At 34.9% G+C, this 19,085-nt stretch carries 29 protein-coding genes; 21 read left to right on the top strand and 8 right to left on the bottom strand.

Annotated features, from left to right (window positions below; translation table 11 throughout):
* Positions 1 to 473: 473 nt before the first annotated feature.
* Positions 474 to 1,955, bottom strand: a complete 1,482-nt coding sequence (locus DSQ20_RS11025; RefSeq protein ID WP_179365156.1) for a CFI-box-CTERM domain-containing protein — start codon at positions 1,953 to 1,955, stop codon at positions 474 to 476.
* Between the two features lie 68 nt (positions 1,956 to 2,023).
* Between DSQ20_RS11025 and DSQ20_RS07375 the strand changes: the two genes are divergently transcribed.
* Positions 2,024 to 2,191, top strand: a complete 168-nt coding sequence (locus tag DSQ20_RS07375; RefSeq protein WP_179365155.1) for an AbrB/MazE/SpoVT family DNA-binding domain-containing protein — start codon at positions 2,024 to 2,026, stop codon at positions 2,189 to 2,191.
* Here DSQ20_RS07375 and DSQ20_RS07370 read toward each other — a convergent pair whose 3' ends face one another.
* A complete protein-coding gene (locus DSQ20_RS07370; protein ID WP_179365154.1) occupies positions 2,192 to 3,169 on the bottom strand; it encodes a Cdc6/Cdc18 family protein in 978 nt (325 codons plus the stop codon).
* A gap of 62 nt (positions 3,170 to 3,231) precedes the next feature.
* Positions 3,232 to 4,398 (bottom strand): tyrosine-type recombinase/integrase, encoded by a 1,167-nt coding sequence (locus DSQ20_RS07365; RefSeq protein ID WP_179365153.1) that lies wholly within the window; start codon positions 4,396 to 4,398, stop codon positions 3,232 to 3,234.
* A gap of 244 nt (positions 4,399 to 4,642) precedes the next feature.
* On the opposite strand from DSQ20_RS07365, the gene DSQ20_RS10820 reads away from it, so the two are divergent.
* Positions 4,643 to 4,765 carry a hypothetical protein gene (locus DSQ20_RS10820; RefSeq protein WP_255458188.1) on the top strand — a complete coding sequence of 41 codons (123 nt, stop codon included), beginning with the start codon at positions 4,643 to 4,645 and terminating at the stop codon, positions 4,763 to 4,765.
* Between the two features lie 194 nt (positions 4,766 to 4,959).
* Here the strand turns inward: DSQ20_RS10820 and DSQ20_RS07360 are convergent, their stop codons facing one another.
* Positions 4,960 to 5,205, bottom strand: coding sequence for a hypothetical protein (locus DSQ20_RS07360; protein ID WP_179365152.1), 246 nt, complete (start codon positions 5,203 to 5,205; stop codon positions 4,960 to 4,962).
* Positions 5,206 to 5,246: 41 nt separating this feature from the next.
* Between DSQ20_RS07360 and DSQ20_RS07355 the strand changes: the two genes are divergently transcribed.
* From DSQ20_RS07355 to DSQ20_RS07270, 18 genes are all read left to right on the top strand, one after another.
* Positions 5,247 to 6,917 (top strand): ATP-binding protein, encoded by a 1,671-nt coding sequence (locus DSQ20_RS07355; RefSeq protein ID WP_179365151.1) that lies wholly within the window; start codon positions 5,247 to 5,249, stop codon positions 6,915 to 6,917.
* Entirely contained in the window at positions 6,898 to 7,155 is a 258-nt protein-coding gene (locus DSQ20_RS07350) for a hypothetical protein (protein WP_179365150.1), read from the top strand. The genes DSQ20_RS07355 and DSQ20_RS07350 overlap by 20 nt, the downstream gene beginning before the upstream one ends.
* A gap of 143 nt (positions 7,156 to 7,298) precedes the next feature.
* Entirely contained in the window at positions 7,299 to 7,667 is a 369-nt protein-coding gene (locus tag DSQ20_RS07345; RefSeq protein ID WP_179365149.1) for a hypothetical protein, read from the top strand.
* A 51-nt stretch (positions 7,668 to 7,718) separates the two neighbouring features.
* Positions 7,719 to 8,744: an aminoglycoside phosphotransferase family protein gene (locus DSQ20_RS07340; RefSeq protein WP_179365148.1), complete on the top strand. Its 1,026-nt coding sequence runs from the start codon at positions 7,719 to 7,721 to the stop codon at positions 8,742 to 8,744.
* A gap of 3 nt (positions 8,745 to 8,747) precedes the next feature.
* Complete coding sequence (locus tag DSQ20_RS07335; protein WP_179365147.1) at positions 8,748 to 9,683, top strand: T3SS effector HopA1 family protein; 936 nt, start codon at positions 8,748 to 8,750, stop codon at positions 9,681 to 9,683.
* 111 nt (positions 9,684 to 9,794) lie between these two features.
* Positions 9,795 to 10,250, top strand: coding sequence for a hypothetical protein (locus DSQ20_RS07330; RefSeq protein ID WP_179365146.1), 456 nt, complete (start codon positions 9,795 to 9,797; stop codon positions 10,248 to 10,250).
* Between the two features lie 43 nt (positions 10,251 to 10,293).
* Positions 10,294 to 10,557, top strand: a complete 264-nt coding sequence (locus DSQ20_RS07325) for a hypothetical protein (protein ID WP_179365145.1) — start codon at positions 10,294 to 10,296, stop codon at positions 10,555 to 10,557.
* 764 nt (positions 10,558 to 11,321) lie between these two features.
* Positions 11,322 to 11,684 carry a hypothetical protein gene (locus DSQ20_RS07320; RefSeq protein WP_179365144.1) on the top strand — a complete coding sequence of 121 codons (363 nt, stop codon included), beginning with the start codon at positions 11,322 to 11,324 and terminating at the stop codon, positions 11,682 to 11,684.
* 91 nt (positions 11,685 to 11,775) lie between these two features.
* Positions 11,776 to 12,162 (top strand): hypothetical protein, encoded by a 387-nt coding sequence (locus DSQ20_RS07315; protein WP_179365143.1) that lies wholly within the window; start codon positions 11,776 to 11,778, stop codon positions 12,160 to 12,162.
* Positions 12,152 to 12,586: a hypothetical protein gene (locus DSQ20_RS07310; protein WP_179365142.1), complete on the top strand. Its 435-nt coding sequence runs from the start codon at positions 12,152 to 12,154 to the stop codon at positions 12,584 to 12,586. The genes DSQ20_RS07315 and DSQ20_RS07310 overlap by 11 nt, the downstream gene beginning before the upstream one ends.
* Entirely contained in the window at positions 12,579 to 12,998 is a 420-nt protein-coding gene (locus tag DSQ20_RS07305; RefSeq protein ID WP_179365141.1) for a hypothetical protein, read from the top strand. Before DSQ20_RS07310 ends, DSQ20_RS07305 begins: the two co-directional genes overlap by 8 nt.
* Positions 12,985 to 13,431, top strand: a complete 447-nt coding sequence (locus tag DSQ20_RS07300; protein WP_179365140.1) for a hypothetical protein — start codon at positions 12,985 to 12,987, stop codon at positions 13,429 to 13,431. Before DSQ20_RS07305 ends, DSQ20_RS07300 begins: the two co-directional genes overlap by 14 nt.
* Positions 13,424 to 13,798 (top strand): hypothetical protein, encoded by a 375-nt coding sequence (locus DSQ20_RS07295; RefSeq protein ID WP_179365139.1) that lies wholly within the window; start codon positions 13,424 to 13,426, stop codon positions 13,796 to 13,798. The genes DSQ20_RS07300 and DSQ20_RS07295 overlap by 8 nt, the downstream gene beginning before the upstream one ends.
* Complete coding sequence (locus DSQ20_RS07290) at positions 13,791 to 14,048, top strand: hypothetical protein (RefSeq protein ID WP_179365138.1); 258 nt, start codon at positions 13,791 to 13,793, stop codon at positions 14,046 to 14,048. Before DSQ20_RS07295 ends, DSQ20_RS07290 begins: the two co-directional genes overlap by 8 nt.
* The gene (locus DSQ20_RS07285) at positions 14,041 to 14,334 is read left to right on the top strand and encodes a hypothetical protein (protein ID WP_179365137.1); all 294 of its coding nucleotides are present in this window, start codon (positions 14,041 to 14,043) and stop codon (positions 14,332 to 14,334) included. Before DSQ20_RS07290 ends, DSQ20_RS07285 begins: the two co-directional genes overlap by 8 nt.
* A gap of 8 nt (positions 14,335 to 14,342) precedes the next feature.
* Entirely contained in the window at positions 14,343 to 14,870 is a 528-nt protein-coding gene (locus DSQ20_RS07280) for a hypothetical protein (protein WP_179365136.1), read from the top strand.
* 4 nt (positions 14,871 to 14,874) lie between these two features.
* Positions 14,875 to 15,501, top strand: coding sequence for a hypothetical protein (locus DSQ20_RS07275; protein ID WP_179365135.1), 627 nt, complete (start codon positions 14,875 to 14,877; stop codon positions 15,499 to 15,501).
* A gap of 45 nt (positions 15,502 to 15,546) precedes the next feature.
* Positions 15,547 to 15,909: a hypothetical protein gene (locus DSQ20_RS07270; protein ID WP_179365134.1), complete on the top strand. Its 363-nt coding sequence runs from the start codon at positions 15,547 to 15,549 to the stop codon at positions 15,907 to 15,909.
* 48 nt (positions 15,910 to 15,957) lie between these two features.
* On the opposite strand, the gene DSQ20_RS07265 is transcribed toward DSQ20_RS07270, so the two are convergent.
* The 4 genes from DSQ20_RS07265 to DSQ20_RS07250 form a co-directional block, all read right to left on the bottom strand.
* On the bottom strand, positions 15,958 to 16,383 hold the full coding sequence (locus DSQ20_RS07265) for a hypothetical protein (protein ID WP_179365133.1): 426 nt from the start codon (positions 16,381 to 16,383) through the stop codon (positions 15,958 to 15,960).
* A gap of 122 nt (positions 16,384 to 16,505) precedes the next feature.
* Positions 16,506 to 17,285, bottom strand: coding sequence for a hypothetical protein (locus tag DSQ20_RS07260; protein WP_179365132.1), 780 nt, complete (start codon positions 17,283 to 17,285; stop codon positions 16,506 to 16,508).
* Positions 17,286 to 17,358: 73 nt separating this feature from the next.
* Positions 17,359 to 17,724: a hypothetical protein gene (locus DSQ20_RS07255; protein WP_179365131.1), complete on the bottom strand. Its 366-nt coding sequence runs from the start codon at positions 17,722 to 17,724 to the stop codon at positions 17,359 to 17,361.
* 3 nt (positions 17,725 to 17,727) lie between these two features.
* Positions 17,728 to 18,585 carry a ParA family protein gene (locus DSQ20_RS07250; RefSeq protein WP_179365130.1) on the bottom strand — a complete coding sequence of 286 codons (858 nt, stop codon included), beginning with the start codon at positions 18,583 to 18,585 and terminating at the stop codon, positions 17,728 to 17,730.
* 79 nt (positions 18,586 to 18,664) lie between these two features.
* Here DSQ20_RS07250 and DSQ20_RS07245 point away from each other — a divergent pair, with 79 nt between their 5' ends.
* Positions 18,665 to 19,084: a GIY-YIG nuclease family protein gene (locus DSQ20_RS07245; RefSeq protein WP_179365129.1), complete on the top strand. Its 420-nt coding sequence runs from the start codon at positions 18,665 to 18,667 to the stop codon at positions 19,082 to 19,084.
* Position 19,085 lies beyond the last annotated feature (1 nt).

The raw sequence follows: 19,085 nt of genomic DNA, 5'->3' as shown, positions 1-19,085 counted from the left end.
AGGAACCCTTCCAAATGGGTCATGATCATACTGAAAAATGACTGGCACTTCTGCCAGGCCGATGAGAACGGGATATCGGATCACAAAGGCATGGTCCTCAGTTCTTAAAATATTCGATTCCCTGCAAAAGGAACTAGATGTTGCAACATATCTAATGAAACACAGAAAACCATTTTTTAATTGAAAAGATAATTTGGATACGAGATTTTCTGAATGAGAATTGCATTCGTTGTGGGGGTGCACGTTGTGCAAATGTAACGGATCCAATTCTCTTTCCGAAAATCGCTAGAAACGTAGATAATTTCCAGTTCAGTAACTAACCTGATAATATGTGATGGTGGATTTGTCAATGTTACATATCCACTGTAATGGATAATACAAAATTAACTGATAATGTTTTGCTATTGTTGATCAAAATGGTTGGGAAAGACATGGTGCCATCAGATTAGATGTGATAATCTGATTGGATAATCTCAATCACATTTGATTTTTCTTAATCCAATTATTGCCACGGTGGGCAGTCCAAAGTACATTCCAACATTAAGCAGTATTATTCCGATACCATACCCTATCATTTCTGTCTCTGAATCTATATCGACGTAATTCAAAATTGACAAACTCGAAAGCATTGGAGTAATGGTTATTTTGACTAGTTCTTTGAATGCTGGATTTTCTCTTTCTAGATCAGCGATTACGGGTGAAAATGAATAATAGAATTCATTAAAACTAGACATGAAATTAGTTCCTGATTTAGTTTCTAGAATGGTATTGTCTCTAAGTTCTCTTAGCTGTTGAACTTGTGGAGATAATTCACTTCCAAATGTAGCAGTTGCAATAAGGCATCCGCCACCACCTGTTAGTGTACTTCCTTTTTCTGCACCTTGGCCGTCTACTGAAATTGTTAGAGTTGGACTTGTTAAGTCATTACTTGTAATGATGATTTTTCCTGATTTTTCTCCTATGTAAATCGGAGCAAATATTGCATCAAATGAAGCACTTTGTCCGGGCTGAAGTTCCAACGGTGTTTTGATATTGGATATTGTAAATTCAGGTGATCCTCTTATGGTATTAACATTCAGCAAACCAGTTCCTTTATTTGAAATTGTTACACTTTTTGGAAAACTTTTCTCAGACACACCTACATTACCAAATGATAATTCTTTTGCAGAGACAGATAGTATAGGGATTGGTGGAATTGTAATTTTATTTTCAGGTGAAACAAGATTTCCAAATTGATTTGGAATTGAAGATTTTTGTAAAGTTGGCGGCCAAGTAATAAATATCAAATTGTCTGCTGTTGGAGATATTGTTCCAAGACGATATCCTGCGGCAAATCCATAGACATCTGATTCATGTAAGAATGCAATTGGAATTCGATATTCATGAATATAGTGATCTCTTCCTGCTTCGAATTGACTATTCAAACTAGAAAAGGAAAATTCGTATTGAAAATTTCGGGGCGTGTTAATGTATCTTCCAGAATGTTCATCATCTCCACCAGGATCTCCTACAGATAATTTATTGAGAATTTTGTAATTTTCTAGGATCTTGTCAGAGCTAAAGTCTTCACCAAATAAGAAACGAAAATCATCCGTTTGCATAATATTTCCACCGTCATTGTTTGTATCAAACATAAGATATGTTTCATGAGCAGAGTCTACACCCTTTTCATATTTTATTTGATCAGTGATTGCATCAAACATGAAATAAATGAAATCTCTATCATGTTTGACCAGTAAGAAAACTTCGTGTTGTTCCTTGTTCAAATTAACTATAGTTGCATCGTTCCATTCACTTTCAGTTGTCCATTTTCCATCAATCGAGGGAGGATTGTTTGTAAATGGCATTTCAATAACTCCGTTTTCTTCGAGTGCTGAAATTGACGGAATTGAGATAATTATGAAAAATATGCTCAAAAAAGATGCAAATATGCCATAATTTGCTTTACTTCTCAAGGTTTCTTTACTTTCTTTGGACTAGTTAATCAATCTTACCTACTTTCTTTACTTGTAAAGGAAGTAAAATGAGTACAAAATCAAAAAAAGAAGTGTTAGGAATGAGCTCTCTCAGCCATAAGTTTCAGGTCACGATTCCAAAGAAAGTAAGAGAAGAAGCCAATCTAAAAGAAGGCGACAAGATAATGTTCGTTAGAGAGGATGGCCAAATACACATCACCAAAACAGAACTATAATCATATCATGGAATATTTCTTCCATCTACCAGAACTGATCTCTTTTACCAAACCAAATTCCACCATCTTTTGCATATAGTTTCTATAAGATCTATCTGTTATCTTATTGTCCGATTTTTTGCAATACTCATCAAAAAGCTTACCTGATTCAATCGACTTGTTTTCCTTGAGAATCTCATAGAGTGTTTTCTGGTGTTCATTTAATTTCTGAAGCAAATAAGATACACGGTATTTTCTTATGTTTCTTGAAGCCATTAGAATTTCCTGAGATGTAATTGATGAAAGATTGTTTGACTCTGCATCTATTGCAGCATTGCGCAGAATTTGTATTCCAGATCTTGCATCTCCATTGCAATACTTTGAAACATCATCTAGTGTAAAATCCAAAACATCGTCGTGAAATCCTTTCTCTACTCTTTCAGATAGAATCTCCTGAATGTGGTTATTCTCATATGGCTCAAATTGCATCACATGAAAGTTTAATCTGCTTTTGATCCTAGCATCAAATTTCAATAGCATGTGCTCGCTGTTTGATATCAATACCAAACAACAAGGATTTCTTGCAAACACATAGAATACGTCATGGTCTTTGATGTGGTCTACCTCATCAAGGCAAATTATGACATTTCGCTTTTTGCTGTTCTCAAATTTTTTGACAAGTTCAGTTGTAGATTCTCTTCCATGTATTACAAACCCAAGTTGCCTTAGTATATCTTCCATTATTTTGTGTGATGTCCTACTGGTCCAGCAGTTAACAAACACAGAATTGTTGTGAAATCTACTCAACACTGACCTAATTGTTGTAGTCTTGCCGACACCTGAAGGCCCAAAAACATAGATGTTTTTGCCCATGTTTCCACTAGAGAATGATTCAAGATATCCAAGAATTTGTTTTGTTTCTGTTTTTCTTCCGACCAGAATGCTTGGATAATAATAATCATCAAAGACTTCCGAGTTTTTGATTATTGATTGCTTCATCTAATAGAAACAAAAGTTTTGGAGTTTAACTATAATCCCTATGGTTTTCCGATAGAATGTCACTACCCAATAATAGAAAGTAGTCTCTTCAGATTTTCAGGATCCTCTGCTAACTTGTCAATTAGCGTTTCAATGTGCTTTCTTTTCATCATGTTTTCAATTGATACAATATCGTTTAATGGAAAAGAACATCGATTGCAGTATTTTGTTTTTCTAGGATTTTCAAACTCACATCGCTTGCACTTTTCTATTAACACTATTGACTCTGACTCTTGAATGTTTTCTGATGTCTTGTCCCATGATTGTATTTTTGGAATAATAGAATTTGACAAATGTTCGTAGACCTTGTTCATCTCAGAGTTTGCAGACCAGTGATGCTTGTAGTTTCTATATGATTGAGGCATTCCCCTAAACGAGTCGTACGTGCATGACACATGTTTGAAAAGATGCAACCACACTCTCTTGTTTTCAAACCCTGCTTTCTTGACGCATTTCTTAAACGCGCTTAGTGCACCAGAATATGGAAGTTGTTGCGGTGTTGCTCTTCCAAGTTTTGGAAACAGCGGAGATTCCTTGTTGTCTCTGAATGGGTGTATGTTGAGCCACTGTGTCAGAGTTCCTGAAGACCATGTCAAGATAAGTGGGGCCTCGCCGGTCTTGCCATCTGAGTTCAATACTGCCCCATAGTCATTGAACGATACCTCTCCTACCTTTACTGTTAGAATCTCCCCTATTCTGCATCCGGCATCTAACTGGCACTGAAACAGTGCCCTGTCGCGCAGATTTGTGGCACATTCTGTGATCTTGACGCAGTCCTCAAAAGATATCAAATCGTCTGTTTTCACAGTCACAATGGGCAGTTTCTTGGTGACTATCCACGATACTTCTGGGGGAAATTGCCCAGGTGCGCATTTCTTGAGCCACCTGTAAAATCCCTTGAGGATTCTGCGAGTCCTGTTTTTTGTAGATTTTGCCAAGTCTGTCTGCTCTATTGCAAACACCAGATTCTCAATGTCCTCTATTGTTGCCTTGTCAAATCTCTTCTTTAGCAGTCTTGATATCTGGTTTAGTCGGATTAGATAAATCAGCATAGATGCCTTTGTCATCTCACAACTTCTCACCTTGTAGAATCTGATCAGTATGTCTCCGTTTAGAGAATCCGCTCTGGTCTTTTTCAGCTCGCTCTCTATTCTTTTGTCAAGTGGATATATCAGGTGAGCCCTTGTCACGTCATCACTTTGTCCTGCCTATATTATCCACGTTGCGTCTAGACCTTTCCGCTACGTTTCCGCTAGTCTAGACGGAGCATACTGAACTACAAATGAGATGAGCACGGAGGTAGTCTCATTTGTAGTTAGAATACTTGTGAACAATACAGGTTTTTTGTACTGAATTATTTGTTTCTGATATTCAAATATCTGACGGAACGGCATACACGTAACGCAATTGATATTGTGAAAACAATCTGTGTTGATGAAAGGATTCTGCTCTAGGTGCAAAGAAGACAGAGGCGAAGATCAAGAGTGGGGAATCTTTTTCAAATCATTTCCTTTCTGCAAAAAGTGCGGAGGGTTTGTAGACTTGGAGGATGAATAGATGGAAGACTTTGAAGCAATTGTTCTGAGTTGCGGGCATTCAATTAACACATACAAGTCACTTGGTGTCTGTCATCAATGCACGAAAAAAAACTGCGAGCATTGTTTGCAGTATGTCGATGATCAACTGCTTTGTCCAAGTTGTTTCTGCGAGGTGGTAACATGGAAAACCTGACAAGATGCAACATATGCAAGTCACTTTCCAGAGTAAGTGATATTGACGGAGAGTGCAACACTTGCCATCTTCTTACATGTGTCAACTGCAAAAGAATCTGCGACAGATGCCTTGAGATCTTTTGCATGAAACACATTGAGACAAGTGTTGTAATGCGACAGCAAAAGCCCAACCTCTACAAACTGTGCCATATTTGCAGGGAGGTCTGGTAGTGAACTGGCAGTGCATTTGCGGCAATTTCGTAAAAGAGAAGAGGTTCTGCCCAAGATGCAAGATTCTGCGATTTTCCATCGAAAATTCTCCTGTTTTGGACTATTGGGGAGAAAGGCTAGGCACGCTTTCAAACGGCCTCCAATTCAACTTTCCGCTAGATTTGCTTGCAAATCATTTACTGGTGTCAGGCCAGACAGGCACCGGAAAGAGCAGATTTGCCATGAATCTGGCAATAAAGACTGCAAACTCAGATCAGAACAAAATCAAGATCTTGGTTCTTGATGTGGAAGGAGAATGGAAGAATATCATTCCTCTTCTAAAAGGAGATGTAGAGTATTACTCAGTAGACAAGAATCTAAAGATTAACCCATTTGATCTCAAAGACCCTGCACTGATTCGTGAACTGCTACGTCAGACAATTTTCAAAGGAATTGAAAAAGAGTATTTGGATCTCTCGGCCCAGATGAACTTTGTATTGCAAGAAACAATTTCTCAGAGCAACAACTTGCAAGATCTGATTGATAACATAAAGTCATATGACAAGCAAAGGCTTGCAGGACTTGACAAGACAAAGACTGCACTGCTTGTAAGACTGGATCCTTTCATGCGAAGTCCCCTAAAGGAAATATTTCTGTGCAAGAAATCAAATCCGTCATTTGAAAATCTAGATGAGAAAAATGTTGTAATTGACTTGCATGAATTAGATGCACTTGTTGCATATGGAAGTGAAGTTAGACTGATTTACAATATCTTGACTTCATATTATTTGCGAAAGATGTTGGGGCGAGAGATCCAATACTCTGTAAGAAATCTGCTTGTCGCAGATGAAGCACAATTACTTGTGCCAAAGATACTGCAAAAACTAATCATAACAGAGTCATGGCCTGCAACAGAGTTTGCAACAAGGTTACGAAAAAGAGGATGCGGACTGATGTTGATCACACAGTCGCCATCAAACATCGAGCAAGACATTTTCAAAAACTGTGCAACGAAAGTTACATTCAGACTGCAAAGCAAAGAAGACATCAAACTTGTTGCAGAGTCGGCAGGATTTTTTGATTATGTTGAGATAGAATATTTATTTGGAAAATTTGTACAGTTACCAAAAAAACATGCAATTGTAAATACCATTAATCATGAACCGTTTCTGATAAAATCAGACGATGTTTCTTTTGGAAATTTCATTCCAACAATCAAAGAAGAGAACAATATCACACAATCAGAATTTGACCAGGATGAAACAGAGTTCATGACAAGCATTGAGAAAAACCCGTATCTTTCTGTCTATGAGAGAAGAACGTCATTGGGCTGGAATGACAAGAAATTCGTGCGTGTTGTAGATGGAATGCTTGCAAAAAAGACCCTTGAACGCCTCAAGGCACCACTTGGTAGAGGATCCCCAAGAATACTGTTTCAAAGAAAGGGGCAAATCCCAAGTGTCGTCCATGAGTTTTATGTTTCTTGGATATCTGAAAAATTATCTGAACAAGGGCTTGATGTAAAGAAGAATGGAGTAGGGCCAGACATTGATATTCCGCAACTTGGCACAGTAATTGAAATTGAACTTGGTGATTCCAATATTTCAGGAAATCTAAAGAGAAACCAAGCAGAATTCAAACACGTGATTATTTGCACAGAGAACAAAAAGATGTTAGAGAACTTGTCTGAGAAAATAAAAACCAAGCAAGTTTCTGTTCTGCCTGTCCACAAAGTTCCTGCCTTTGTAGAGAAGATGAAGGCTGGAAATGATTTTAGCAATTGTTGATAAAATGAGTGGTATTGTCTGCAAAAAGAGTGATCAAATGGAATCAAAAAAGAAATCTCCAAAATACACCGGAGTTGTCAGGAGAATTTATGATAGAGAAATAATTGGAAAGATTGTATTGTGGGAGACAAATTCACAAAATCTAAAATCTCCAATATTTTATGGAAATATTCAAACCGATAATGGCAAGGCGTACATTGCATTATGGGTGTCTAGAAAAAAAGAGAAAATACTCTAATTTTGATTGTGTCTTTAACTTCTTTATGGTGCTTTCACTTCAAATTAGTTTTTTTTAAATCTGTAATGCCAACTAAAAAATACCTACTAGAAAACATCGTTTAAGTAAAAAATACTTAATAATATCCTAATGTATGATAAAATATGGTAACTAAAAAATCATCTAGAAAGACAATTGCCAAAAAAAAATCTACCATTAAAAAACCAACAAGATCTATTGCATCAAAAGCAGAAATAGATGAAAAAATGAAATCAATCAATGGATTTATGAAAAAAATGAACAAATTTAAATCCAAACTCAACCCTCAAGAAAAACAATACATGACAACATTGTGTGCTGCACTTCGAATGAGTCTCAGACGTAATTCATTAGATGGTGTATTCAATACGAATGATGCAATAATGCAAGAAATCAAATCTAGGATTCGTGCCGAAAGTCGTAAGAACGTTGCAGGTACTCCAGTTACGGCCGCTTCAGTTACATTGTTATCTGGAAATAGTAAACTCAGGTAGGTTTTTTAAAATATTTTCTTTTTTATATTTAGTAATGTGATTTAGTTTTTGATGTCAAAATTAAATTTTAATTATCAAAAATATCAGAAATCGAATAAACGAAATATTTTGTATATTCCAAAACATGGAGAAAAAACTATTTTGAAATTATTGGGACAACCGAAAATGTTGTTATCAAATTGGACATTATCTAATGAAATTATGTTTTACAAAACAATTTCCATGAACAAAAAATTTGCTGATGTGCAAAAATTTGTGCCACTATTCTTAGGTAGTCCTATCAAAAATAAATCATTATTATTAGAATATTTGCCAAAACATATTACACTTCAAGACTATTTACAAAAAACTGGAAAATGCTCTAAAAATATTTTACACTCTATTGCAGAGAATTTATCAACACTTCATCTTGAAAGTAATTTAGAACTACAATCTAACAACTTATCATATTTTAAAAAATTCAAAATATCAGTTCCCGCATTTGATCACATTACTCCTGAATATGTTGCTCATAATTCTGATGACTTGACCACTTTGATTAGAATTTTGCAGAATGATAGAGATTATAAAAAAATTCCTGTTCTTCTTAAAATAAACAATCCTTCTTGCATTATTCATGGAGACTTAAAATTAGATAACATACTGAAACCAATCTGCCCACCTTTTCAACGTCAAACTGTTTTTATTGATTGGGAACTATGTGGAATCGGAAATCCTGAATACGATCTTGCTACTCTTCTGACCAGTTTTCTTCTATTGTGGATCTATAGTAAAAAAATACCTCAAAATTTTGATGTGGATTTTTGGCTTTATCGATCAAATAAAAAATTTGTTTTAATTCAAAAAATGATTCGCGAAATATGGTTTTGTTATTTTGAAATGCTTTCAATACAAAAAAAATTACTCCTAGATAAAAAACTAATCATGGAATACATTGGATTACTTTTCGTGCAATATGTTTATTCTAATACTCTACTCGGTAAAAAATTAGGGTCCACCGATTTTCTATCTTTATTAATTGCAAAACCCTTCATATCTAATCCTAATTCTATGTTAGATTTTTTAAATGTGAATTAAATCATGATCTTATTGAAAATATCTGCAGGTTTTTCACTTGACGAAAAATTAGGAATCTTTTCAAATAACCATGATTTTTTTACAAATAAAGTTTACGAACTACGAGACTACATATATGCAAAATATCACACAGGATTAAAAAATACATTGTTAAAAGAATATCTGAAAAATGATATTTATGGAATCTCATATGATCCAGTTTTATTATCCAAATTACAAAAATCCAACAAATGTACAGGATATTATGATTTTGGATGGCGTATAATGTCTAAATCTAAAAAAAATGCTATAGTTGAGCAAAACCATTTACATCTTATGATTTCTCTTGATGATCATTTAAAACAAAAAAAACATTTGAAAATAGGAGATATAGTTTCAATCAAATTTCCCAAAGATAGGATAAACTCATCCAATGGATTTTATACTGTGATAAGTAATTTTGGCAAAATAAATCTCAAAAACGATATTACTCGCATTTACTTTAATACAAACATTGATGGAATTTCAAAAATCTTGAAAACATTAACTAAAAATTTAACTGCAAAGTCACTGCCTTTTATTTTTAAAACTTTGGTTGATCCTAAATACTATATTCGAAATGATTCATCTGTGTTGTATATTGAAAAAACTAATTACAAAGAAATTTTACCACTTCTTCAAAAAATTCATTTATCTTATGGTTCATTTCTTTATCGCAGAATTTCAATATTTTCGAAATTAATATTTCCAGGAATTGCCATTGCTGAAGAACCTGATTTCATAAATCATGAAGAAAGTTTTGGCCAACATAGAAGTAGACTAATTGCACAAGGTATGCTAAATTCATACAAAAAAAATAATTTCTCCAAACGTATCGAATTCATTATTCATGAATTTGAGAAATTAAAGCTAAATATAGATAAACCCTATCTTAATCCTAAGTCTGAGGATATTTATTGAAATTTTTGTTACACGTGCAAAATATTTGATTTACTATTTGATGTTGTCTAGCGGAAATGCACACCCGTAAGGTCTTTTGTGTCTGCAAACTATCTTTGAATAGATACTTTGGTGAGTCTATTGCCAAACAACACAAAAAACTACATTGTAAATGAGAAAAGAGTGATAGGCGAAGTGATGAACTACGATTCTCATTCGCGAAAGGGGCTGCTAAAGTTGTATCATGTGGGGGATGGAAGCGAATTTCAAGATGCCGTGTTAGATGACAGACTGGAAGTAGTTACTGGACAAAATCTTGAGAAAGACGAAAAGTTGGCCAAGTCGCTTACAGAGGCCCAGTATCAGGTGTGGAGATTCCAAAACCGTGGTATCTTGCAGTCCGACTATGAAAGAATAAGACGACACTTGCTTGACTTTGATCAGTTCTGCCGCGGATACTATGTCTCAAAGTGCAAGGGAGAACTAACAGAGTTTCTAACTAGCATGTTTGCAGAATGCATTGATTATTTCCAGACTGCATTTTACTTTGACACACAAAGAGAGACGATAAAAAATCCGGAGAGGTGATTTTATTTCAGATGAAATTACTGCGCTGTACGAGACTGACGGAGTGCCCTTTGAGAAAAAGACAATCTACGAAAAGTGGGACATTGAACGAATTGGATTCTATTGGCTCATTGCAGAGCTTGATAGAAAGGAGAATCTTGCGTTTGGTTACGCAAATCTCAACGACGAGCAGATGGCAGAATGGGGCTACAGCATCTCTGAGATAATTGATGTCGGCGCGTCAAAGGACAGGAACTGGAAGCCCACGTCTTTTGAAAACGCGCAAAAGATAATCCGAGACTACAAGAGGGGATTCAATCAACGATGAAAAGGTTGAAGGGTATCTTGTCGATGAAAATGGCAAGTTAGTAGGAGAAGCTCGAGGATACGATCCGTACTCTAGATTCGGCGAAGTCATGCTCTACGATATCGATGTTTTCGGATTCTGTTTGGGATTTGTTCACGATAAGTGGACGTTAATGTCCGCATCTGATCTAAAGGAAGACACACGACTCCGTGAAGAGTTTGAAAGGATCCAGTACAAAACCTGGATGAGGCACAACATCACCGATCTGATGGAAGAATATGATCGGTTATGTCATAATTACCATGACAATTTTGATTCATTCTGTAAGTCTAGGTATGAATCTGCCCATCATTCTTGAAATTGTCATTATTAAAAATATTTTCTGGAAGGCCACGCCTACTTGGAAGTTTTTCCATAATACTGGAGAACATCTTCATCTTTACTTCAATCCTATCTACTTAATTATATGTTGTATAAGTAGTCATTCTAATGTTTTTGTCCAAACGATCAGAATTAGATCACGCTTGAAATATCTTTATTATATTAAAAATACGGACAATTTATTAAAACAATACGGCTATGAGATACATGATTAATTTAACGGCAAAACTGAGGGTAAATGTACTTAATTTTACATTGTCCCACCATGGACATGATTATTACGTCGTTATTAAATCCATAAAATTAGGCATAGTTATATAAAGAAAAGCCAAAAAATGGCATTTTTATAGAGAAAAAGAAGACATTTATACTAGAATGTCTATTGAAACTATAGTGAAATAAGTATGTCTGCAACAGAAGAAAAGTTGAATGTGATCGCCGGTATTATGGCAGAGCATCTAAGATGGACTCGTCTGGCTGGCATGGAACAACTGAGGACAATTTTTGAAAAAAATCTTTCTTCTGATGAAGAGAGAAAAGTATACGAGCTCAGCGACGGGGAGAAAAGCGTTAGAGACATTGAAAAGATTACAAATGTAGGTCGCACAAAAATCGCAATGTTGTGGAAGAAATGGCACAACATGGGGATCATGGAAAAATCGGAAAAATATGAAGGAAGGAGAATGAAGAGATCTTTTTCGTTGGCCGATGTTGGAATTCAAGTAAACATACCTGGCAACAATGAGAACACGGAGGAGTTTGAATGAGCGACAATAACCAAAAACAGATAGTTCATTTGCTTGGAGAAATTATCAAATGGTCGAAAGTATCTAACATAAGATCACATGGAGGAAGAAAATGAGCGACAACAGTGAACAGATTGAACTGTTAAGAGAAATTGCAAAGTGGTCCCGATTCATGGGATTCAAGCAAGTAAAAGAAGTACTTGAATCTCAATTAACAGACGAAAAGAAAACACTTGCATACTATCTAAGTGACGGCAAGAACACCAGCACTGTGATTGCAAAGACAACCGGAATCAACCAACCAAAAGTTACTGAGTTATGGAAAGAATGGGCATCAATGGGGCTTGGAGAATCAATATCTGTCAGCGGTGGAAGCCGATTCAAAAGATCATTTGATCCAAAGATGTTTGGTTTTTCATTACCTGAAATAAAACAAAAATCGCTTGAATCAAAAGAAAACACTGATTTTACATTGGAGGAAACCAGTCATGAGCAATGACCAAAAGCCTGCAACGTTAGATGACGTTGTTGCTGCACTACAGAAGAATCAGGAGACACTTGAAGAAATTAAAGTCTGGGCAAAAATCAACGGTGTAGAAAAAGTGCAAGAAATTCTAAAGAAAACGTTAGACTCGCCTGAAAAAATTACCATTTATCATCTGAGTGATGGACGAACTGTTCGTGACATAATTGCAGTATCTGGAGGATCTACTGCAACTGTTAGCAATTACTGGAGTATTTGGAATCGATTAGGGTTGATGAAATCAATACCAGTAAGTCGTGGAGAACGATTCATCAAAAGTTTTGATTTAGAAAGTTACGGCATTGAAATACCTGCAATCGCAAAGAAGGAATCAAGACAGAAAACAATCGAACAAATTCCAACCGAGTCTGAAACGGTAGGAGAGAATCAAAATGACTAATGATGAAATAACACTGAAGGATATTCATAATGATCTTAGGGAACTTATTACCTGGACAAAATTTTCAGGAATTAAAGAAGTCAAACCTGTCTTGGAATTGAAGTTGGATAGTGCTTTGAAAAGAATGGTCTATCATTTAAGCGACGGAAAGAATAGCACCAGAGATATTGAAAAACTAATTGGCAACATATCTGCTAGATCTGTTTCTAATTATTGGCAAGAATGGGAAAAACTAGGATTTGGGTCATATGAAATCGTTAATGGTTTTAACAGATTTAAGAAATCATTCGATTTGAAAGAATTTGGAATTAATATTCCTGAATTGCAAAAAACAGGAAAAGAATCTACTTCAGAAACAAATGAAACATTAGAACAGGCAGCAGGAAGTGAAGGAAACAATGAGCAACAGTAATTCCAATCAAAAACCAATTGAACTGAAAGATGTTTATGACATCTTAACGGATATTAGAGACGCAATAAAAGACTCTTCAAAATGGGCAAAATTTACAGGAATGAAAGAAATCAAACCTGTTTTAGAGGCCCAGCTACCAAACGACTCTAAGAAGATCATTTACCATCTGAGCGATAGTACTAAAGGAACACAAGAGATAGCAAAACTAGTTGGCGGGATATCTCATATGTCAATCTCAAACTATTGGAAGTCTTGGGAAAAATTTGGATTGGGTGAATCTGTTACTGTGATGGGAGGAAAGAGATTCAAACGCTCATTTGACATAGAAGACTTTGGAATTAATGTTCCTGAATTACCAAAACGAGTAGAACAATCTACTCCGCAATCAAAACAAGATGAACAATCAACAACAGAGGCAGAATCACATGACTAATGACGAAGAGATGCTCAAAGAACTGAAAAAAATTTCAAAAATTCTGATTTTGACTAATGGTCCTACAATTGAAAAAGAATTAGAAAAATATGCCACAAGTGAGGATAGAAAAAAAATCTGGGTTCTAATCGACGGTACAAAACAATCAGATGATATCGCAAAAATAATTGGAAAAACTAAGCGTGCAGTAGACATATTTCTACAAACCTTGGAAGGAGTAAGTTTAGTGGAAAGACCTTACAACCAACCGCCTACAAGAAGTATATCATACGTACCTGCATCATGGATTGTATTACTAGAAAATTCCAAACCGGTTCAAATCGACCAGCCAAAAGACTCTAAAGAAATAGGTGAACAAAATGAGTAAAGAACTGGAAGACATTAGCAAGAAACTGGATACAGTAACAAGACTTCTTGCCTTTGATCTAATTAAGGACAAATCAGTAAATGAACAGATAGAAATTCTTACGAAAGCAGGACTGAAGGTAGGAGATATGGCAGTCATCTTAGATAAAACTGAAAACCAGATATACGTGACACAAACCACACTCAGAAAGAAAAAGAAGAAGGAATCTGTAAAACAATCAACAGAACCAGTGGAGGGACAAAATGTCTGATGACAAATTAGCAAACATTCAAGATTTACTAGAAGATATCAAAGGACTATTGCTTTTATCTAATCAAGACAAGATTGAGGAAGCAAAATCAAAATTACTAAAACCTGGTTCTGTGGAAGAATCTGTTTACAAATTATGTGATGGAACAAATACAACTGTTGACATTATGACAAGCATTCAGAAAGATCAAAAATACACAAACACAGTACTTGGAATTCTACGACATAAAGGTTTGATTAAAACAGTAGAGAAAAACGGCAATAAAGTACACGAGCAGAGATTTTAGGTGATTATATGAGTAAATCAAATTCAAAGGATAGCGAGACAGAACAACTCAAGAAGATCCAAGCAGATATAGAGCAAATAAAAAATGATATGCGAGATACTACTAATAATGTTGAGTTTATCAAAGGAAATACACGTAATATCGATAGAATACTCACACTATCCAATTTACCAACCATAATCAATGATCTAAAGAACATAATAGGAACCTCTGAAATCAAGGCTGCTGTACTTCATTTAACTGAAGAAAAAATAAGTGCAGGAGAATTGTCATCTAATCTTGGAATTGATCCTAAGAATCTGACAAAATTTGTAACACCATTTGTAGATAAAAAATCATATATTTCAGAGATTAAAGTTGGAACAACCAAATTCTTTCAAAGACAAGATATCATCGACTCGATTAATTTCGAAGCACAAGAACCATTCAAAAGTCTTTTGACTTCTTGGCGAGAAAAACAAAATAAAAAACAAAATAATCAATCAGAGCAAAAATCTGAACAAGAGACTCACGATTCTTCAAACAAGGTAGAATGATTGGATGGCATTAACAGATGCATTACAAATTATTTTCTACGGTATAATCGCATCTCACATAATTGTTTCAATTATCATTATAATAATTGGGTACTTGAAAAAAAATGAAAGAATAAAGCATTTGCCAATTCTTTTTGCCATCAATGCTTTTGTGTTTGTGTTATTAGTTTCAATTGGAACTTATTTTATTGATTTTAAATTGATTGATTTTGTTGCATTCATTGGATATTCAATCATTATCAGTTATGTTGTAACTATAGAAATACCTGGATATTTTTTGATATCAAAATACGATTCAAATCTTACGGATGTTTTGCAGAATCTGCGTCAAAAATCTATTCAATTAAACTATAATTTTGATTCTGTGATAGATCTTAGAACGTATTTTAATGAAAATAAAAATACACTCAGTTCAATAACAATAAATGAACTTTTAGATAGTTTCATCAAAAGATGTGAAACAATAAAGAATTTAGATAAATCCTTGTATGAAATAACAATCAAAGAACTAGGCGAACATATTCAATCTACAAGTTCAAGAAGCAAACATCCATTTCCAAAGTTAATAGAAATATTTTCTTTAGCTGGAATTAGTTTTCTTTTAGGGCAATTGTTAAACTATGTTTTCTAACTTTTTTATAGTAACCAGTAAATATCACTTTCCTTCAAATCTTTTATGGGAATTCGTTTTGCAACATGTGCTAGAAGAAATAACGATGTGATTGTTGGTATTGGAACTGTGCATAAAAACAGTCTAGGACAAGATGTACACCAATATTGGTCTGCTTCACAAATACATAAAGTTCAAGACACCGAAGAAATTTCCAGATATGTTGATTCCACAGATAATCAAGAAAAAACTATGAATTTAGGGTTTTATCAATTTCTTGTACGAAGTGAGGATAAAACACGTTCTGTAGAAATTAGAACGGAACAACATGATGATGGATTCTTTATTTTAGAACCTGTTATGGGTGATGATGATTTGGTGAGAGAACTTCAGGAATGTCCTGGTGATTTTCCAGCTTCAGATGAATGATAATTTATTATGTTTCAAAAAAATAGCATGTGCGCATGATCTTCTGTATCAAATATTCATCTTGTTTATTCCATCATAAGTCTCGTGTAGCGTCTTGTCTGTTGGCACTTTCTTTTTCGAAATTTTTATCTTAAATTCACTGCTTGTCTTGACTGTAATTAGTTTTGGAGGGTTTACAATGTATGCTAATTCACTTATCAAATGAGTCCCCATGAAAAAAGTGGTCATTATGCGTCTACGAGTTATTCCATTCTGCATGTCTTTTCTAGTTGGGAATCCTTTATGAGACGAGAGGTTTGCACCAGAACTAAATGTCAAAAACCAATTGTATAGGACATCGTCAATCATTCCTACTTTTTTCATTTTGTCTGTTATGTTGATGATTTTTTTATTCTGTATGTTGCCCAAACTTATTTTCTTTTTTTCACAAGTAATCTCCATGGCCTCTTGTACCAAAGCACGCAAATCCCTCATGGCTCCTGCATAGTCTTTTTGGTTGTATCTCTCTTCAAATTTTGAATATGATTCCTCAAAATCTTCTCCAAAATAATCAGAAGATACGTAACGGACAATATGTGGATCTGAAGTTTCTATTTCTAATCTAAATGCACTAGATTTATTTTTAAAAATGACTCTAATTCTTCATACTTTATGTCCAAGTTTTTCTTTTCTACTTTTACCTTTACAGATGAAATTAACTCTTCAATAGTTTGCAAGTCTCCATTAGCTCCTCCGCTATCCAAACCTCCGCAGTTTGGAAAAAATACCCAAAAATCATGAAAGTTGTTATGCGAACAAAGAAACGCATAGCTAAATGATCTGTATTTATCACCTGGTTCGACATGACGGAACTTGTAGACAAGCAATCTTTTAGAATGATACTTGTTAATACCGCCAAATAGAAGATATGCTTCTCCGATTGTTGGAGATGTGTGTTGCGGTATTCCGTATACTCTGATGCTCATGTCGTTAAATAGTGACTCTAAATTTGCAGGATTGTGTTTCAGATTAAAATTAAAAACACCCCACGCGGCCCACCTGCTTATGAAATTTGGATGATGTATGAACTCTTTCAAGTCATCTTCATGAACCCAAAACGGTGCGCTACTATCAGAATAAGAAATTTCTAAAGAAGGTGACATTCTTCCATCTAAAACATCTTTTCCTTTTGCCCACGTCTTCAGATCAAATGTAAATCGATAATTCTTACTAATCCCTTCTGCAATATATGATATTCCGACTGTCGGAGTCTCGTATCTTTCTATATTGACATTTTTTTGTGTGATGTTTAGATCATCTGCAATTTGCCTTGTTGCTTCTACAAATTGCTTGAATACCTCATCGCTAGTTTGTTTTCTTGGTGTAAATGCCTTCATTCCAACCATCCTATACTTTTCATGTATTTGTGACTATTTGAAATAAAGTATCCATTTGCAGATTACTTCTATCTTAGTATGTCGAAAATACTTTTCCTTTGGCACTCCTAGCTATTATTCTCTTTGCTATGAATTTGATTAGCCTCTCTTTGTTTTTCCATTTTTCTGCCAGTTTTGATGAGTCTAGGCTGTAACTTCGAACAATGTTTTTAAGCTGAATCAGTTCCATGGAGTTTAGCTTTTCATTCAATGCCGATTCTCCCTCTTTTGATAATATTTCAAACAAATCAATTTGTTTTTGTTTTATTGTCTTCTTGGATTTTTTTGTTAGTCTAAACAAATGGGTCTCTATTTTATCTAGCAGATCGGGATCTTTCTCTAAGTTGTCTGCTATTATCTGTAGAATGTTTGATAATTTTTTTATTTCTTCTTTGTTCATAAATTACACACATCTCAAAAATTCTTTTGCAAGTGCATCATATTCATCATATATCCTACCATATCCATATTTTTGTTTAAGTGTGTTGACGCTAGCTCCTACATCTGCAGCTTCACTAGTTCTAACAGTTAATGGAATAATAGTATCGAATATTTTTGGATAATCTCCTGACGCTGCTTTGGTTTTGAGATCTTGCATTACTGTATTGTGTAGCCTGCTCTGTGCTCTGTACATTGAAATTACTATTCCCATTGGAGTCACCTGATGGTTTGATTCTGTGGAAAATGATTTAACGCGACTCAATATCTGTGGAATCCCATATGTTGATAGAATGTCTGGAATACAGGGAACCAAAAAATAATCTGATATGAACAATCCGTTCAACGTTATTATCCCCAGATTCGGTGGGCAATCAATTAACACAATATCATAGTCATCTAGTTTGTTGGATATGGTGTCTTTCAATATTGTTACTGGACTTGTCATATGGAATCTCCCATGAGGTATCATTGGCAATGTGTCTTGAATTTCGATTAATCCTAAACTAGATGGGATTAAATCAAGATTGTCAATCCCCCCACCAACATTAGACACTCCTCTCACTATTGCTTTGTCTAATTCGAACTTTGATGTCTTATCTAATTTGTCCTTGAATAGTTGTAGGAGCGTCTCTCCCCTTTCGTCTTTTTCCAACCATTTTTTATCGTCCATCAAAGCTACGGTGGCATTAGTTTGAGGATCTAAGTCGACAACAAGAATTCTTTTGCCATGTTCTTTTGCAAGAAATTCTGACAAAGCAACGGTCATCGATGTTTTACCAACCCCTCCTTTCAAATTGATGGTGCACACTATCTTGACCATGATTCAAATTGACTTGGCAAGTACAAATACTTTCATCGTCATAATATTCACATAAATAACATCTGTACCAATATCTCTTATGGCAAAAGCAATTGAATTGAAGTTTGATGGATACTGGCGTGAGATCAACAGTGGGGGAATTCCAAACAGTTCTGGGATATACTTGGTGTATTGCTGCAAATACAACACAGCAGAAAAAACAGTTGCAATCAGGAAACTAATCTACATAGGCGAATCAAGTAAAGTAAATGAACGTATATCTGGACACGAAAAGAAAACTGAATGTTGGAATGGTAAATTACAATCCGGTGAAGTATTATGTTATTCATTTGCATCTGTTTCAAATCCTGACCGGGAGATAGCAGAGGCTGCGTTGATCTTTAAACACAAACCTGTATGTAACACGGAATATATGGATGATTTTCTATATGAGCAAACAACCGTAAAATCAAGTGGTATGTGTAATTTTATTGAATCGTCTTTTATTGTAACTGCATAGT

This window comes from Nitrosarchaeum sp. AC2 (assembly GCF_013407385.1).
In the GTDB taxonomy this organism is placed as follows: Archaea; Thermoproteota; Nitrososphaeria; order Nitrososphaerales; family Nitrosopumilaceae; genus Nitrosarchaeum; species Nitrosarchaeum koreense.
This window is presented reverse-complemented; position numbering and strand designations above follow the sequence as displayed.

Coding starts and splice junctions, on each gene's coding strand:
- DSQ20_RS07375 (WP_179365155.1), top strand. CDS start 2,024: ATGAGTACAAAATCAAAAAAAGAAGTGTTAGGAATGAGCTCTCTCAGC.
- DSQ20_RS07370 (WP_179365154.1), bottom strand. CDS start 3,169: ATGAAGCAATCAATAATCAAAAACTCGGAAGTCTTTGATGATTATTAT.
- DSQ20_RS10820 (WP_255458188.1), top strand. CDS start 4,643: ATGAAAGGATTCTGCTCTAGGTGCAAAGAAGACAGAGGCGAAGATCAA.
- DSQ20_RS07350 (WP_179365150.1), top strand. CDS start 6,898: ATGATTTTAGCAATTGTTGATAAAATGAGTGGTATTGTCTGCAAAAAG.
- DSQ20_RS07345 (WP_179365149.1), top strand. CDS start 7,299: ATGGTAACTAAAAAATCATCTAGAAAGACAATTGCCAAAAAAAAATCT.
- DSQ20_RS07340 (WP_179365148.1), top strand. CDS start 7,719: ATGTCAAAATTAAATTTTAATTATCAAAAATATCAGAAATCGAATAAA.
- DSQ20_RS07335 (WP_179365147.1), top strand. CDS start 8,748: ATGATCTTATTGAAAATATCTGCAGGTTTTTCACTTGACGAAAAATTA.
- DSQ20_RS07320 (WP_179365144.1), top strand. CDS start 11,322: ATGTCTGCAACAGAAGAAAAGTTGAATGTGATCGCCGGTATTATGGCA.
- DSQ20_RS07315 (WP_179365143.1), top strand. CDS start 11,776: ATGAGCGACAACAGTGAACAGATTGAACTGTTAAGAGAAATTGCAAAG.
- DSQ20_RS07310 (WP_179365142.1), top strand. CDS start 12,152: ATGAGCAATGACCAAAAGCCTGCAACGTTAGATGACGTTGTTGCTGCA.
- DSQ20_RS07305 (WP_179365141.1), top strand. CDS start 12,579: ATGACTAATGATGAAATAACACTGAAGGATATTCATAATGATCTTAGG.
- DSQ20_RS07300 (WP_179365140.1), top strand. CDS start 12,985: ATGAGCAACAGTAATTCCAATCAAAAACCAATTGAACTGAAAGATGTT.
- DSQ20_RS07295 (WP_179365139.1), top strand. CDS start 13,424: ATGACTAATGACGAAGAGATGCTCAAAGAACTGAAAAAAATTTCAAAA.
- DSQ20_RS07290 (WP_179365138.1), top strand. CDS start 13,791: ATGAGTAAAGAACTGGAAGACATTAGCAAGAAACTGGATACAGTAACA.
- DSQ20_RS07285 (WP_179365137.1), top strand. CDS start 14,041: ATGTCTGATGACAAATTAGCAAACATTCAAGATTTACTAGAAGATATC.
- DSQ20_RS07280 (WP_179365136.1), top strand. CDS start 14,343: ATGAGTAAATCAAATTCAAAGGATAGCGAGACAGAACAACTCAAGAAG.
- DSQ20_RS07275 (WP_179365135.1), top strand. CDS start 14,875: ATGGCATTAACAGATGCATTACAAATTATTTTCTACGGTATAATCGCA.
- DSQ20_RS07270 (WP_179365134.1), top strand. CDS start 15,547: ATGGGAATTCGTTTTGCAACATGTGCTAGAAGAAATAACGATGTGATT.
- DSQ20_RS07265 (WP_179365133.1), bottom strand. CDS start 16,383: ATGAGGGATTTGCGTGCTTTGGTACAAGAGGCCATGGAGATTACTTGT.
- DSQ20_RS07260 (WP_179365132.1), bottom strand. CDS start 17,285: ATGAAGGCATTTACACCAAGAAAACAAACTAGCGATGAGGTATTCAAG.
- DSQ20_RS07255 (WP_179365131.1), bottom strand. CDS start 17,724: ATGAACAAAGAAGAAATAAAAAAATTATCAAACATTCTACAGATAATA.
- DSQ20_RS07250 (WP_179365130.1), bottom strand. CDS start 18,585: ATGGTCAAGATAGTGTGCACCATCAATTTGAAAGGAGGGGTTGGTAAA.
- DSQ20_RS07245 (WP_179365129.1), top strand. CDS start 18,665: ATGGCAAAAGCAATTGAATTGAAGTTTGATGGATACTGGCGTGAGATC.